At 59.4% G+C, this 13,712-nt stretch carries 12 protein-coding genes; 2 read left to right on the forward strand and 10 right to left on the reverse strand.

Going from position 1 to position 13,712, the window contains the following annotated elements:
- Window positions 1-51 precede the first annotated feature (51 nt).
- The 4 genes from gltP to C2E19_RS01320 all read right to left on the reverse strand — a co-directional run bounded on the left by gltP (window position 52) and on the right by C2E19_RS01320 (window position 3,085).
- Window positions 52-1,383 carry a glutamate/aspartate:proton symporter GltP gene (gene gltP / locus C2E19_RS01305; RefSeq protein WP_129387055.1) on the reverse strand — a complete coding sequence of 444 codons (1,332 nt, stop codon included), beginning with the start codon at window positions 1,381-1,383 and terminating at the stop codon, window positions 52-54.
- A gap of 706 nt (window positions 1,384-2,089) precedes the next feature.
- Window positions 2,090-2,554: an inhibitor of vertebrate lysozyme family protein gene (locus C2E19_RS01310; protein ID WP_129387058.1), complete on the reverse strand. Its 465-nt coding sequence runs from the start codon at window positions 2,552-2,554 to the stop codon at window positions 2,090-2,092.
- Window positions 2,555-2,556: 2 nt separating this feature from the next.
- Window positions 2,557-2,721 carry a DUF1328 domain-containing protein gene (locus C2E19_RS01315; protein ID WP_003177151.1) on the reverse strand — a complete coding sequence of 55 codons (165 nt, stop codon included), beginning with the start codon at window positions 2,719-2,721 and terminating at the stop codon, window positions 2,557-2,559.
- Between the two features lie 76 nt (window positions 2,722-2,797).
- A complete protein-coding gene (locus C2E19_RS01320; RefSeq protein ID WP_129387061.1) occupies window positions 2,798-3,085 on the reverse strand; it encodes a hypothetical protein in 288 nt (95 codons plus the stop codon).
- A 427-nt stretch (window positions 3,086-3,512) separates the two neighbouring features.
- On the opposite strand from C2E19_RS01320, the gene algB reads away from it, so the two are divergent.
- Together algB and C2E19_RS01330 are read left to right on the forward strand one after the other, a co-directional pair.
- Window positions 3,513-4,859: a sigma-54-dependent response regulator transcription factor AlgB gene (algB, locus tag C2E19_RS01325; RefSeq protein WP_129387064.1), complete on the forward strand. Its 1,347-nt coding sequence runs from the start codon at window positions 3,513-3,515 to the stop codon at window positions 4,857-4,859.
- A gap of 10 nt (window positions 4,860-4,869) precedes the next feature.
- Window positions 4,870-6,660: a KinB sensor domain-containing domain gene (locus C2E19_RS01330; RefSeq protein WP_129387067.1), complete on the forward strand. Its 1,791-nt coding sequence runs from the start codon at window positions 4,870-4,872 to the stop codon at window positions 6,658-6,660.
- Here the strand turns inward: C2E19_RS01330 and C2E19_RS01335 are convergent.
- The 6 genes from C2E19_RS01335 to C2E19_RS01360 form a co-directional block, all read right to left on the reverse strand.
- A complete protein-coding gene (locus C2E19_RS01335; protein WP_174823955.1) occupies window positions 6,657-8,270 on the reverse strand; it encodes an EAL domain-containing protein in 1,614 nt (537 codons plus the stop codon). The two genes, C2E19_RS01330 and C2E19_RS01335, sit on opposite strands and share 4 nt — an antisense overlap.
- Before the next feature lie 76 nt (window positions 8,271-8,346).
- Window positions 8,347-9,129, reverse strand: coding sequence for an N-acetylmuramoyl-L-alanine amidase (locus C2E19_RS01340; RefSeq protein WP_129387073.1), 783 nt, complete (start codon window positions 9,127-9,129; stop codon window positions 8,347-8,349).
- 101 nt (window positions 9,130-9,230) lie between these two features.
- Window positions 9,231-11,306, reverse strand: coding sequence for a diguanylate cyclase (locus C2E19_RS01345; RefSeq protein ID WP_129387076.1), 2,076 nt, complete (start codon window positions 11,304-11,306; stop codon window positions 9,231-9,233).
- On the reverse strand, window positions 11,303-12,181 hold the full coding sequence (locus C2E19_RS01350) for an endonuclease/exonuclease/phosphatase family protein (RefSeq protein WP_129387080.1): 879 nt from the start codon (window positions 12,179-12,181) through the stop codon (window positions 11,303-11,305). The genes C2E19_RS01345 and C2E19_RS01350 overlap by 4 nt, the downstream gene beginning before the upstream one ends.
- A 14-nt stretch (window positions 12,182-12,195) precedes the next feature.
- Complete coding sequence (locus tag C2E19_RS01355) at window positions 12,196-12,837, reverse strand: thiol:disulfide interchange protein DsbA/DsbL (protein WP_129387082.1); 642 nt, start codon at window positions 12,835-12,837, stop codon at window positions 12,196-12,198.
- Window positions 12,838-13,093: 256 nt separating this feature from the next.
- Window positions 13,094-13,705, reverse strand: a complete 612-nt coding sequence (locus C2E19_RS01360; protein WP_129387085.1) for a cytochrome c — start codon at window positions 13,703-13,705, stop codon at window positions 13,094-13,096.
- Window positions 13,706-13,712: the final 7 nt, after the last annotated feature.

Raw genomic sequence — 13,712 nt, forward strand, 5'->3', positions numbered from 1 at the left:
TTTAAAAGCAAGATCAACAGATCGCAGCCTGCGGCAGCTCCTACAGGTGTATCAGTTTTTCGAGATTTCGCCCGCTGGCAATTTTTCCTTGCTGCGCCAGTGCGGCAGGGAGTTCCAGTAGCGCTCGCCCTTGGCGTCGTCGTACATGCCTTCCCAGCGCGAGATAACCAGTACGGCCAGCGCGTTACCGATCACGTTCAGTGCGGTACGGGCCATGTCCATGACGCGGTCGACACCGGCAATGAACGCCAGGCCTTCCAGCGGAATACCAACGCTGCCCAGGGTGGCCAGCAGCACCACGAAGGACACGCCCGGTACGCCGGCGATGCCTTTGGAGGTGACCATCAGCGTCAGCACCAGCAGCAGTTGCTGGCTGATCGAAAGGTCAATGCCGTACAGCTGGGCAATGAAGATCGCGGCGATCGATTGGTACAGGGTCGAACCGTCGAGGTTGAACGAATAACCGGTCGGTACCACGAAGCTGCAGATGGCTTTCGGCGCGCCGTAGGCTTCCATCTTCTCGATCACGCGTGGCAGCACGGTTTCCGACGAAGCGGTGGAGTAGGCCAGCACCAGCTCATCCTTGAAGATGCGCATCAGCTTGATCACCGAGAAACCGAACAGCTTGGCGATCAGGCCCAGTACCACGAAGGCGAAGAAGGCGATGGCGACGTAAACCAGGATCACCAGTTTGGCCAGCGGCACCAGCGAAGCGAAACCGAAGTTGGCCACGGTCACCGCGATCAGTGCGAACACGCCGATCGGCGCATAGTTCATGATCATGTGGGTGACTTTGAACATGCTTTCCGAGACGCCCTGGAACATCTTCACCAGCGGCTCGCGCAGGTCCGATTGCAGGCTCGACAGACCGAGACCGAACAATACGGAGAAGAAGATGATCGGCAGCATTTCGCCGCGGGCCATGGCCGCGAAGATGTTCGACGGGATCAGGTTGAGGATGGTCTCGATGAACGCGTGTTCATGTTGTACTTCGGCGGCGGTCGCCTGGTACTTGGAGATGTCCACGGTGCCGAGGGTGCTCATGTCGATGCCGGCACCCGGATGGAACAGGTTGGCCAGCAACAGACCGACAACGATGGCGATGGTGGTGACGATTTCAAAGTAGATGATCGTCTTCAGGCCGATGCGCCCGAGCTTCTTGGCGTCACCGACACCGGCAATGCCGACGATCAGCGAGGAGATGACGATCGGGATCACGATCATCTTGATCAGACGGATAAAGATATCGCCTGCTGGTTGCAGGACGTTGCTGATCCACCAGGCCTTCTCGGCACTGAAGTGGTTGAGCAACGCACCAATTGCAATACCCAAAACCAGACCGATGAGGATCTGCCAGGCGAGGCTAATTTTTGCCTTCTTCATTATCTTTACCCTTACTTGCGTTTGACTCAGGCACATGCAGGAACTGGAACGCTTTTTAGCGGAAAAGTCTGTGCATCTGCCTCCGTATAAGGTGCCCCGAAGCGCGTGTTTACGGCTCTTCGGCAGGCGAAAAAAGGCGCAACTATTCCGATGCAAGGTTGCGCCGTCTAATGCCGTAAACGCCTACCCTATGCCGAATCGGCATGAGCTTTTTTAAATGAAACTGGCGTCCCAACCGGTTCGATTGTGACATTTCGGCCGGCATAAGTGCCGTGAACCGGCCATCACAGCGTAGATTGATTATTTTTTGAACGAGAAAATTCGTCGAGAATTTTAGGAAAAAGCCTACGCGAGAAGACTAGAAGTCCCACTGTTTAAAAGGTTTTTTTCTCGATATACGGTCGCCATGAAACACCGCGTAATGTTTTCGCGCGCAGTGTCGACGATAAAAGGGAAGGGCTGGACGCTCTGGATCAACGTTTTGATAGATTGAAAGCTCAGCGCAAGTCCGTCGAACCACTGTGGGCCGGCGAACCTGCGGCGCAGCTTTTACTTACCCTGACCCGGCCCTTGCGCAGGCACTCCATGTCCCCGTAGGTCACTCCGACCCTGTAACAGTCAGAACGTCCCGGCCCCTTGGTCATGCGCCGGCCCTCCTCGTGTGGGCGCAATGGAAAGCAGCAGGGCTGCTGCCTTCATGTTCAAATCAGTACCACTGCGGATCTTTTTTCAGCGTTTCCATCAACAGATCCTGCATGCCCTGATCGGGTTTGCCGAGGAAGCGGTAGGTCGCATGTCGCGTTGGCGACTTATCGGCCGGCAGTCCCTCTGGCACATCGACGAGCATGGCGTAGGCATCTTTTTTGTCGAAACTGAACGCGACGATCAAGCGGTGATTCAGGCACTTGTCTGCGGATTCGCAGAGCGGGCCGACCAGATACTTGTCGCCATCTTCAGTCACGGCATTCATCTGCTGGTCCGGCGTGCCGGACAGGTTCATCACCCATTCCGGCAAGCGTTCTTCCTTCTTCACCACGCCTTCCCAGGTTTGCCGATATTGCGGGTCGGAACTCAACAGTTCGTTGACCCGCGCCTGGCCATCGTTGGCCGCCATCGTCATGGCACTACCGCCCAGAAGCAGGGCGGCTGCCAGTGTCTTTAAAACAGTCATCGTTAACCTCGGCCGCGACGGCCAAAGAAGAAGGAAGCGATGAACATCACCAGGAACACGACAAAGAGAATCTTGGCGATACCCGTGGCGGTGCCCGCGATACCACCGAAGCCCAGTACTGCGGCGATGATGGCAATGATCAAGAATGTAATTGCCCAGCTCAACATGGTGATTCTCCTTACTTCTCTATTTGGGGGTGTTACGTGTTCCGGCGCATCGCGCCTGAATTCATTTTTCAATCAGTCAGAAAACCCAACGCTCTTCACGTGGCATTTGATCCAGTGGCTGCGCCTGATCGACCGCCATCATGTGCATCGCCGCGTTTTCGTCCTGGGTGCTGCTGACAGCGCTGAAATGACTCTGGGTGCTGTGCTGCATCGAGATCAGCGGTGCCTCTGGCTGCTGGCTGTTTTCCCAGCGCAGGTATTGCTGGCAAGCAATCAGGGTGATAAGCAGCGCAAGTACGCCAAACAGACCTTGCTGGATGTGCAGTGGCGAGATGCGTACTTGGGCGGCGCGTTGGCGAGTCATCCTGGGTTCCTCACTCTTATTCGGTTGGGGCAGTTCTGATCTGCCCGGGCTGAATGAAGTATTGCAGCGTGCGTGCCAGTTTTTTAATTGAAAAATATTCAATAAAATCAACGTCTTACATAGATGTAAAAAATGAATAGCGACGCATCCTGCACGATGGGTCATCTGCGATCGTGCGCAATGCACGATTATTTCGTAGGAGAATTCATTCTTATGGAATTGCGAGCCGGTCGCAGATGTCAGAAAAGGACGCAGGCAACGCCCTGAAAACCGGTGATTGTTTAAAAAACCAACAAAATCAACGTATTGGCCGTAATGGCAGGAGAGAGCTACCCTCCTATGGCTGGCATCGTTCAGAATCAACCATGCAACTTGCCCGATTTTTCCGGGACTAACCCAAGACCAATCACTATGGAGCGTAGGAAAAATGGAATCTGCCACTGAGCATCAAGGCCGCATTCTGCTGGTGGACGATGAATCCGCCATCCTGCGTACCTTCCGTTATTGCCTCGAAGACGAAGGCTATACGGTCGCCACTGCCAACAGCGCGGCCCAGGCCGACGCTTTGCTGCAACGCCAGGTTTTCGACCTGTGCTTCCTTGATTTGCGTCTGGGCGAAGACAACGGTCTCGACGTGCTGGCGCAAATGCGCGTGCAGGCGCCGTGGATGCGCGTGGTGATCGTCACCGCTCACTCGGCAGTCGATACTGCGGTAGATGCAATTCAGGCGGGCGCTGCTGATTATCTGGTGAAACCGTGCAGTCCCGATCAATTGCGTCTGGCGACCGCCAAGCAACTCGAGGTGCGCCAGTTGTCGGCGCGTCTCGAAGCGCTCGAAGGCGAGATGCGCAAACCGAAGGACGGTCTCGATTCCCACAGCCCGGCCATGAAAGTCGTACTGGAGACTGCGCGCCAGGTGGCGAGCACCGATGCCAACATCCTTATCCTCGGTGAGTCTGGTACCGGTAAAGGCGAGTTGGCCCGGGCGATTCACGGCTGGAGCAAGCGTGAGAAAAAATCTTGCGTGACTATCAACTGCCCGTCGCTGACTGCCGAATTGATGGAAAGTGAATTGTTCGGTCACAGTCGCGGGGCATTTACCGGCGCTAGCGAAAGTACGTTGGGTCGAGTCAATCAGGCTGACGGTGGCACGCTGTTTCTCGACGAGATCGGCGATTTTCCCTTGACGTTGCAACCGAAGTTGCTGCGTTTCATTCAGGACAAGGAATACGAGCGGGTAGGGGATCCAGTCACCCGTCGCGCCGATGTGCGCATTCTGGCGGCGACCAACCTTAATCTGGAAGACATGGTCCGCGACGGGCGCTTCCGTGAAGACCTGCTCTATCGCCTCAATGTCATCACCCTGCATCTGCCACCGTTGCGCGAACGTGCCGAGGACATTCTCACCCTCGCTGATCGCTTCCTCGCACGCTTCGTCAAAGAGTACGCACGCCCGGCACGTGGTTTCAGTGATGAGGCCCGTGAAGCGCTACTCGGCTACCGTTGGCCGGGCAACATTCGTGAGTTGCGCAACGTGGTCGAGCGGGCGAGCATCATCTGCCCGCAGGAGCGGGTGGAAATCAGCCACCTCGGCATGGCCGAACAACCCGCCAACAATGCGCCGCGCGTTGGCGCTGCGTTGAGTCTCGATGAATTGGAAAAGGCTCATATCGGCGCGGTCCTCGCCACCGCCGGAACCTTGGATCAAGCGGCAAAAACCCTCGGAATCGACGCCTCGACGCTGTATCGCAAGCGCAAGCAGTACAACTTGTGAGTGTCTGGCGATGAAACTGGCGATGAAGTTGCGGACCCGCTTGTTCCTGAGTATTTCCGCCTTGATCACGGTGGCCTTGCTCGGGTTGTTGCTCGGGCTGGTCAGCGTGATGCAAATGGCCGGATCGCAGGAAGCGCTGGTGCGCAATAACTTCGTCACCCTCGACCTGGGGCTAAAGCTGCGGCAGACGCTCGGTGATCAACTGATCATCATGCTCGCGGAAAAGCCTGACCCAGTGGCGTTTGAAGCCTCCAAACAGCATTACTTCCAGTTGCTTGACGAGGGCATCGCCCAAGAGCAGGTGGGCGACGGCCGTCAATACGGTTTCAGCCAGGCCAAGGCTGATTACCTGAGTTTCCTGCAAGCCTTCGATCTGTCCCGCGACCCCGCCAGCGCACTGAGCAGCGACGCCGACTTCAGGGAGCGCTTCAACACCTTACGCAACGGCCTGATCACCGAACACAAGCATGCACTGGACAACATCAATGCGGTGCAGCATGACGCCCGCGACCGCGCGTTGTTGGTTGCCGGCCTGCTCGGGCTGGTCGGGCTGGCGGTGTTGATCATCGGTTTCGTCACGGCTCACGGCATCGCCCGGCGTTTCGGTGCGCCGATCGAGGCGCTCGCGCAGGCGGCGGACAACATCGGCCAAGGCAATTTCGAAGTGACTCTGCCGATTTCCTCGGCCATGGAAATGAACCAGCTGACCAAGCGCTTCGGGCTGATGGCCGAAGCGCTGCGTGAGCATCAGGCGACCAACGTCGACGAACTGCTGGCCGGCCAGCAGCGCTTGCAGGCGGTGCTCGACAGCATCGATGACGGTTTATTGATGATCGACCGCCAGGGCCAGCTGGAGCACCTCAACCCGGTCGCTCAACGCCAATTGGGCTGGGACGATGATCGCCTCGGTCAAGGTTTGGGCTCGGCGCTGCAACGGCCGGAGCTGGATTCGCAGCTGCAACTGGTCTTGCGCGGTGGCACGCTTGAGCGAGCGCCGGAAGATTTGAGCATTGAGGTCGATGGCGAATCACGCCTGCTGACCTACAGCCTGACGCCGGTCAGCCACACGCAGGGGCACATCCTCGGTGCGGTGATGGTGCTGCACGATGTCACCGAGCAGCGCGCGTTCGAGCGGGTCCGTAGCGAGTTCGTTCTGCGCGCCTCCCACGAACTGCGCACACCGGTCACCGGCATGCACATGGCCTTCGGCCTGTTCCGTGAGCGGGCGAAGTTTCCGGCGGATTCACGCGAGGCGGATCTGCTCGATACCGTGAATGAAGAAATGCAGCGCCTGATGCAGTTGATCAACGATCTGCTCAATTTCTCACGCTACCAGAACGGTTTGCAGAAACTGTCGCTGGCGCCGTGCTCCATCGAGGATCTGCTGGAGCAGGCGCAATTGCGGTTTGCCGACTTTGCGGCGGGCAAAGGCATTGCGCTGACTGTCGAAGTGCAGGGACCTTTGCCGCGCTTGCAGGCCGATCAGGCGCAGTTGGATCGGGTGCTCGACAACCTGATCGACAATGCCCTGCGCCATACCGCCCGCGACGGCCAGATTCGTTTGCAGGCGCGGCGCCATGGCGAGCGGGTGATCATCAGTGTCGAAGACAACGGCGAAGGCATTGCCTATGGCCAGCAGGGACGCATTTTCGAGCCGTTCGTGCAGGTTGGACGCAAGAAGGGCGGCGCCGGTCTCGGCCTGGCGCTGTGCAAGGAAATTGTGCAGTTGCACGGCGGGCGCATGGGCGTTTATTCGCGGCCGGGGCAGGGCACGCAGTTCTATATGGCGCTGACGGTTTAAGCTTCGTCGTCCATGCGTCGCGCGGCAAGGCGCCGGCCCCGGGTGATCAGCTCAATGAACTGCACCGCGCTCAGGGCATGGGCGAACAGCCAGCCTTGGCCGAACTTGACGCCTTCGCTGCTGAGCAATTCGGCTTGCGACTCCAGCTCGATGCCTTCGGCAATCACCTTCAGATCCAGCGCCTGCGCCATGTGAATGATGTGCGGGGCGACGCCACTGCTGGCCGCGTCATGGCCGAGCGCGTCGATGAAAGCCTTGTCGATCTTCAGGCAATCCACCGGCAGGGTTTGCAGGTAGGCGAGGCTGCAATAGCCGGTACCGAAGTCGTCGATCAGCACTTGGTGGCCGACATCGCGCAACGCTTGCAGATTCTCCCGCGCCACCACCACATCGATCAGGCCGCGTTCGGTGACTTCGAAAGCAATCTGCCGCGCCGCCACCCGGTGCAACGTCAGCAGCCGTGCCATGACCTGGCCGATGCGCGGCACCATGACGTCGCAAGCGGCGAGGTTCACCGAGATATACAGTTGCGGGTTGGCACGCAGCAGTTGGCCCAGTTGTTCGAGCAGACGCTGGAGGACGAAATCGGTCATCTGGCGAATCTGCCCGGTGTTTTCCGCCATTGGAATGAACAGGTCAGGGCTGGTCAGCGTGCCGTCCGGGCGGCGCCAGCGCAGCAGAGCTTCAGCGCCAACGCAGTTGCGACTGTCGAGGTCGAAGATCGGTTGATAGAGCACCTGCAACTCGCCACGACGGATCGCGCCGTGCAATTCGGCGTCGAGTGACTGGCGTTGGCGCACCAGCAGGAACACCAGAAAGCCCGCCAGTGCGCCGAGCAACAGGCAGGCGGGCACCATCCACCACCAAACGGCAGGAATGTGCATGCCGGTGCGCGGCGAGATCAGCACCAATTGATATTCCGGGTTGTCGGTGGGCATGCGGTAGACAAGGCGCGTTTGCGTGACTTGCAGGGCCTCGCGGCTTTTCGGCGGCCAGTGTTCGGTGGGTGGCCAGGCTTGCTCTGTACCCAGTACCGGGATTGCGCGCGTGCCGTGATCCAGCACGACCAACAGGCTGCTGCCGGGCGAGAGGTCGACCATGTCGGTCAGATGCCCGCGAGAAGTGGCCACGCGAAAATTGCCACGTCCGAGCATCAGCGCGGCGCGGTTTTCATCGGGTTCAGTGGTGGTGTTCAGCCAATAACTGTAGGTCGGGCCTTTGATATCGGGCTGGCGGACGACTGGCAGAGCTTCCTGGCGCGGACGATTTGAGCAGGTTCGCGTGCCATCGCTGTAAGCCGCCTCATAGACGAAGCGGTAATTGAAGGTGACTTGCTGCAGGGTGGCGATCATCTCGTCGTCACAGCTGCGCAACGGTTGTGCTTCCAGATCATCGAGACTTTCGCGCAACTGGCCGAATAATTGTTCGAGACGGGCGAGGAAGCGTTCGCCCTGCGCGTTCATTTCCTGGCTTTCGTTCTGCTCGACCTGGTGCATCGCGACGAACATTGCGCCGGCGATCAGCAGGCTGGCACTGAGGACAGCCGCGATCATCGCCAAAAACCAGGGGCGATAAAACCAGCTACGCAGCGTCTCTCGGGTAGCAACCATCATGGAATATCCGAAGAATTACCAATGAGTTATAGCTGCTGATTGCAATTTCGCCCTGACCGTCGGGCGGGCGTCATTATTTTGTCTGATTCAGTACGAGCAATAGGGCGGCCGTTTGCGCATCTGGCGTGCCATCGAAACGTGCAGGACGGAAATGCATCTGGAACGCGGCAAGGACATGGCGAGTGGCGACGTCCAGTTCACCGGTCTGCGGTGTGTCGTAGCCCAAGTGCGCCAATTGCGCCTGGAACCAGCTGATGCTCGGTAATTCGCTGCTGCTCAATAGCGCCTGTTGGCGTGCCACGGCTTGCTCGTTGGGCCACAGGCCAAGGCCTTCAGCGGCGAGGCGTTTCCATGGAAACAGCGGCCCCGGATCAAGCTTGCGCAGCGGCGCGATGTCGCTGTGACCGATGATGTGGCGCGGGCTGATGCTATTGCGTTTGCTGATGTCCTTGAGCAGGGCGATCAGCGCTTGAATCTGCGCCTCGCTGTACGGATACCACAGGCGTCCGGTCGGTGTGTCCTTGAAACCCGGATTGACGATTTCGATGCCGATCGAACTGGAATTGAGCCAGGTGCGGCCCTGCCATTGGCTTTCGCCGGCGTGCCAGGCGCGCTGGTTTTCATCCATCAGTTTGTAGACCGTGCCGCCCTTGTCGTCGCCGATCAGATAGTGGCTGCTGACTTCGCCGTGGGTCAGCAGTTGCAGCGAGCGTTCCAGCGACGCCGAGGTGTAATGCACGATCACGAACTGGATGCGGCTGTCGTAATTGGCCGAAGGATGGCTGGTATCGTAACGCGGGCCGCTGGCACAACCGGCCAGAACGAGCAGCGACGCAAGGAAAGTAAAAAATTTCATGGCAGAAGGCAGTACACGCAAGACAGTAATGCAACAGTGTAACGTACTGCCTTGCGTCCCGACGGTCAGCGGGCGCAATTAAACAAAATGGAACAATTGGCTCAGCCCAGCTCGACGCGGTTGCGCCCGGCGTTTTTCGCCCGGTACAGCGCCTGATCGGCTCTTTTCAGCACCAGATCACTGTGTTCTCCCGGCTTGAATGACGCCAGGCCCATGGAAATGGTGATCGTCACACGCTCGCCCTTGAAGTGGAACGGGCAGGCTTCGATTGCCGCGCGCAGGGTTTCCAGCAGCTTTGCGCCGACTGCTGGCGGCGTGGCGGGCAGCAGCAGGACGAATTCTTCGCCACCAAAACGGGCAATGAAATCCGCGCCGCGCAGGCGTTTGCGCAGCACGCTGGCGATGATTTTCAGGACTTTATCGCCGGCCAGGTGACCGTAGTTGTCGTTGATCCGCTTGAAGTGATCAAGGTCGAGCATGGCCAGGCTCAAAGTATTACCATGCTGCTGCCACTGCTTGATCTCGTGTTCGAGACGCTCGCTCCATGCGGCGCGGTTGGGCAGGCCGGTGAGCGGGTCGATCAGGGCTTTCTGCCGTTGCACTTCAAGGTGTTCCCGGAAACCCTGGGCTTCCTGTTCCATGTGCGCCACGCGTTCGGACAGGCTTTTAAGCCGCGTCGCGACTTCCTGCTCGCGGGCATCGCGCTGTTTCTGGTGTTGATCCATAGTGCCGAGCAGGCCTTCGAGATGGTTCTCCAGCACTTGCTTGAGGTCGTCGAGATCCGCCGCTTCCTGCATGCTGGTCTGCAGGCCGTCGACCTGCTCACGGATCTGCGTGTCCATCGCTCGCGCTGCCGAGCTGTTGTCGGCATGGCCCTCGCTGGCGGCTTGCAGGTTGCTCTGAAACGCCTCGAGGCGTTCGTTGAGCTGCTGCAAGTAAGCTTCGAATTCGTGCTGGCCGCTGTCAGTGATCGCCAGCATCAACGTCGCGAGATCGTCGAGGATCGGGATCAGTTCGTACCAGTTCAGGCCATGTTGCAAGCGTTCGCGCATCGCCTCGGCTTGCGGCCGGTGGCGCTCGGGCAGGGTCAGGTCGTCGAGCAGGCCGATCAGGGTTTCTTCGATGTGCTTGGCCACGGAGCTGTAGGACGGCTCGGGAGAATCCGGCAGGGCGAAGAGGATGTCTTGCTCGGATTGCTCCGGGTCGATGGCTGCCAGAGCCTGTGCGATCGGCTCGGGCAGCGGCAGGCTGTCGAGGATCAGCGGGTGCGGATCGCCGGGGTGGATCAGTTCATCGGGATTGAAGGCGTCGATTGTGGCCGAAGCGTGCTCGGGCGTGGGCGTGATGACGACTTCGGGTTCGGGCTTGACCGGTTCAGCTGCGACCGGAGCATGCGCCGCTTCGGGGACGACAGTGGGCGGTACGAAGGCAAACACTTCAGGCACTGCCGGCGGCTGCGGCGAGGGCGTCGGTGTTGCGATCACGGGCGCGGGTGCTTTGACCGCAGGAGCGGTAATCGGCGGCTCAGCAGCGACGGTGGGGGCGGTTTGCACTGCCGCTGGCTCTGGCTCCGAGGCGACGGGCGTTTGTACCTGTGGCGCTAGCGGCGCCGGCGCGTGCGTGTCGGCTGCTGGCGCGGGCGTCTCCTCGTTGTCACGACCGCCGAACAAACGTTGCAGCAACCCCGGGCGTCCCGGCTCGGCAGGCGTTTCCAGCTGGGTCAATGCCTTGCCCTGCAAACCACTGAGTTCACTCAGCAGCAGCGGCATTTCCCGCGCCGAGCCAACGCGGCTATCCAGTTGTTTGGCGAATTTCTTCAGGGGTTGCGCGACTTCTCGCGGCAGTGGTAGCGACTGCAATTGAGTGACCAATGCTGTCAGTGCGGTGCTGACCTGATCGATCCGGGTTTCGCGGCGCTGCTCGGAATCGAGCACGGCTTTTTCCAGGCGTGGCAGGAGGGCAGCGAGGCCGGCGTCCATGTCGTCGGTGCGCACCACGTCGCGCATCTCTTTCATGCACTGATCAACGACCTTATCGGTGCCCTCAGCCGCCAGCGTGCTGCGCACCAGGCCACGCCGAAGCAAGTCGAGCCTGGCGGCCCAGCGGCGTTCGAGTTTGTCCTGTTGTTCGATGCTTTTGAGGTACTTTTCTTTCCAGCGCTGGGCTTCGTCGCTCATTCAGGGGTTCCGCGAGGGGCAGGACTCAACGCGGGCAATGCATCGGCCGTGAGCGAACCCGGCAGACGAATCTCTACCGCGACCGGCAGGTGATCGGAAATCGGTTGTGCCAGCACTTCGACCTTTTCCAGGGTCAGGGTCGGGCTGAGCAAAATATGATCAAGGCAACGCTGAGGACGCCAGCTGGGGAATGTCGCTTCCACCTGCGGGGCCAGCAGTCCGAGATCGCGTAACGGAGAATGTTGCAGCAGGTCGCTGGCGTGGGTATTCATGTCGCCCATCAACACCTGATGTTTGTAGCCACCGATCAGTTCACGAATATAGGCCAGTTGCAGGCTGCGGGTTCGTGCGCCAAGGGCCAGGTGCATCATCACCACTACCAGCGCTTCCGGGCCTTCGCCGAAACGCAGCAGAATCGCGCCGCGACCTTTCGGTCCCGGCAACGGGTGATCCTCGATCGCCGATGGTTTCAGGCGACTGAGCACGCCATTGCTGTGCTGGGCCAGTCGGCCGAGGTTGCGATTGAGTTGTTGATACCAGTAAGGGAAGGCGCCGAGCTGGGCAAGGTGTTCGACCTGATTGACGTAGCCTGAGCGCAGGCTGCCGCCATCGGCTTCCTGCAGGGCGACCAGATCGAAGTCGCCAAGCAGGTCGCCGATCTTTTGCAGATTGCCTGAACGGCCGTTGTGCGGCAGCAGATGCTGCCAGCTACGGGTCAGGTAATGCCGATAGCGCTCGGTGCTGATGCCGACCTGAATGTTAAAACTGAGCAGGCGCAGACGCTGGTCCGCGGGCAAGCCCGTGGACGCCAGGTGATGCTCGTTGACCTGCGGGTCATGCAAACCAACGATGCGTTCAGACTTCCAGCGGCGCATGGCGGTGGCGGCGCTTAGTTGGCAGCAGCCTTGGTTGCCGCTCGCTCTTTGGCGACCAGTTGGTCAGCCAGTTTCAATGCTTCTTCGGCACCACCGGCAGAGCCGATGTCAAAGCGGTACTTGCCGTTGACGATCATGGTTGGCACGCCAGTGATTTCATACTTCTTGGCCAGTTCACGGGCCTTGACGATCTGCCCTTTGATGGCGAACGAGTCGAAGGTGGCGAGGAACTTGTCCTTGTCCACGCCTTGGGTGGCCAGGAAGTCAGCCATTTCGTTCTTTTCGATCAGTTTCTTGTGTTCTTTCTGGATGGCGTTGAACACGGCGTTATGCACCTTGTGCTCGACACCCATGGCTTCCAGGGTCAGGAACATTTGGCCGTGAGCGTCCCACGGGCCGCCGAACATGGCAGGAATACGCACGAAGTTGACGTCCGATGGCAGCTTCTCGACCCATGGGTTGATCACCGGCTCAAAGGCGTAGCAATGCGGGCAGCCATACCAGAACAGCTCGACCACTTCGATCTTGCCAGGTTCCGCAACCGGTACCGGGTTGGCCAGCTCCACGTAAGGGGCGGCAGGGGCTTCGGCGGCTTGAGCGGTCACGCCGAACAGGCTGGCAGCGACGAGAGCGGCGCTGATGATCAGATTACGCATGCTTTACTCCTGGACAATTTTGGTCGCCTCGCGCGAGCTGTTTTCAGACAGATCCTGGCGGGCATGAGTTCTGTAGTGTAACGGCAGCGGCCACAAAAAAGGGCGGCCAAAGCCACCCTTTTTATACTTGCTGTGACGGATTAATCGAGCGTTAACATTGCACTCCTGCATTGGATTACGTAACTCCCCTGTGGAAGCTGCCGAAGGCTGCGATCTTTTGATCTTCAGCCTTCATCCAACGCTCGACCCGGCGCGCTTAGTGCAGACCCTGAATGTAGCTGGAGACCGCAGCGATGTCTTCGTCGCTCAGGCGCTTGGCAATGGTCTGCATGGTCATGGTATCGCCGTCGTTGGTGCGGCCGCCTTCTTCCTTGCGGAAATCGGTCAGTTGCTTGGTGATGTATTGAGCGTGTTGGCCACCCAGATGCGGGAAGCCGGCAGCGGCGTTGCCGGCGCCGTTCGGCGAGTGGCAGCCGGTACAGGCGGGCAGGCCTTTGGCGAGGTTGCCGCCACGGAACAGCGCTTCACCGCGAGCGACGATTTTCGGATCGGCTGCGCCGACACTGCCTTGTTGGCTGGCGAAGTACGCCGCGATGTCGGAAAGATCCTGATCGCTCAGGTTGGTCAGCAGACCAGTCATTTCCAGCACGGTGCGCTTGCCCGACTTGATGTCGTGCAACTGCTTGGTCAGGTAGCGTTCACCTTGACCGGCCAGTTTCGGAAAGTTTGGCGCCATGCTGTTCCCGTCCGGGCCATGGCAGGCTCCGCATACGGCAGCTTTCGCCTGGCCTGCTGCGGCATCACCGGCAGCATGGGCGAAGCCTGAAATTCCCACGGTCAACAGCAGACTCACGATCAATTTGTTCATCAGCTAA

This window comes from Pseudomonas sp. DTU12.3, from assembly GCF_004124275.1.
Lineage (GTDB): Bacteria > Pseudomonadota > Gammaproteobacteria > Pseudomonadales > Pseudomonadaceae > Aquipseudomonas > Aquipseudomonas helmanticensis.

Excerpts from the sequence above, each read along its gene's own strand:
- C2E19_RS01320 (WP_129387061.1), bottom strand. The coding sequence starts at position 3,085 with ATGACTCGCCAACGCGCCGCCCAAGTACGCATCTCGCCACTGCACATC.
- algB (WP_129387064.1), top strand. The coding sequence starts at position 3,513 with ATGGAATCTGCCACTGAGCATCAAGGCCGCATTCTGCTGGTGGACGAT.
- C2E19_RS01330 (WP_129387067.1), top strand. The coding sequence starts at position 4,870 with ATGAAACTGGCGATGAAGTTGCGGACCCGCTTGTTCCTGAGTATTTCC.
- C2E19_RS01315 (WP_003177151.1), bottom strand. The coding sequence starts at position 2,721 with ATGTTGAGCTGGGCAATTACATTCTTGATCATTGCCATCATCGCCGCA.
- C2E19_RS01335 (WP_174823955.1), bottom strand. The coding sequence starts at position 8,270 with ATGGTTGCTACCCGAGAGACGCTGCGTAGCTGGTTTTATCGCCCCTGG.
- C2E19_RS01360 (WP_129387085.1), bottom strand. The coding sequence starts at position 13,705 with ATGAACAAATTGATCGTGAGTCTGCTGTTGACCGTGGGAATTTCAGGC.
- C2E19_RS01355 (WP_129387082.1), bottom strand. The coding sequence starts at position 12,837 with ATGCGTAATCTGATCATCAGCGCCGCTCTCGTCGCTGCCAGCCTGTTC.
- C2E19_RS01310 (WP_129387058.1), bottom strand. The coding sequence starts at position 2,554 with ATGACTGTTTTAAAGACACTGGCAGCCGCCCTGCTTCTGGGCGGTAGT.
- gltP (WP_129387055.1), bottom strand. The coding sequence starts at position 1,383 with ATGAAGAAGGCAAAAATTAGCCTCGCCTGGCAGATCCTCATCGGTCTG.
- C2E19_RS01345 (WP_129387076.1), bottom strand. The coding sequence starts at position 11,306 with ATGAGCGACGAAGCCCAGCGCTGGAAAGAAAAGTACCTCAAAAGCATC.
- C2E19_RS01340 (WP_129387073.1), bottom strand. The coding sequence starts at position 9,129 with ATGAAATTTTTTACTTTCCTTGCGTCGCTGCTCGTTCTGGCCGGTTGT.
- C2E19_RS01350 (WP_129387080.1), bottom strand. The coding sequence starts at position 12,181 with ATGCGCCGCTGGAAGTCTGAACGCATCGTTGGTTTGCATGACCCGCAG.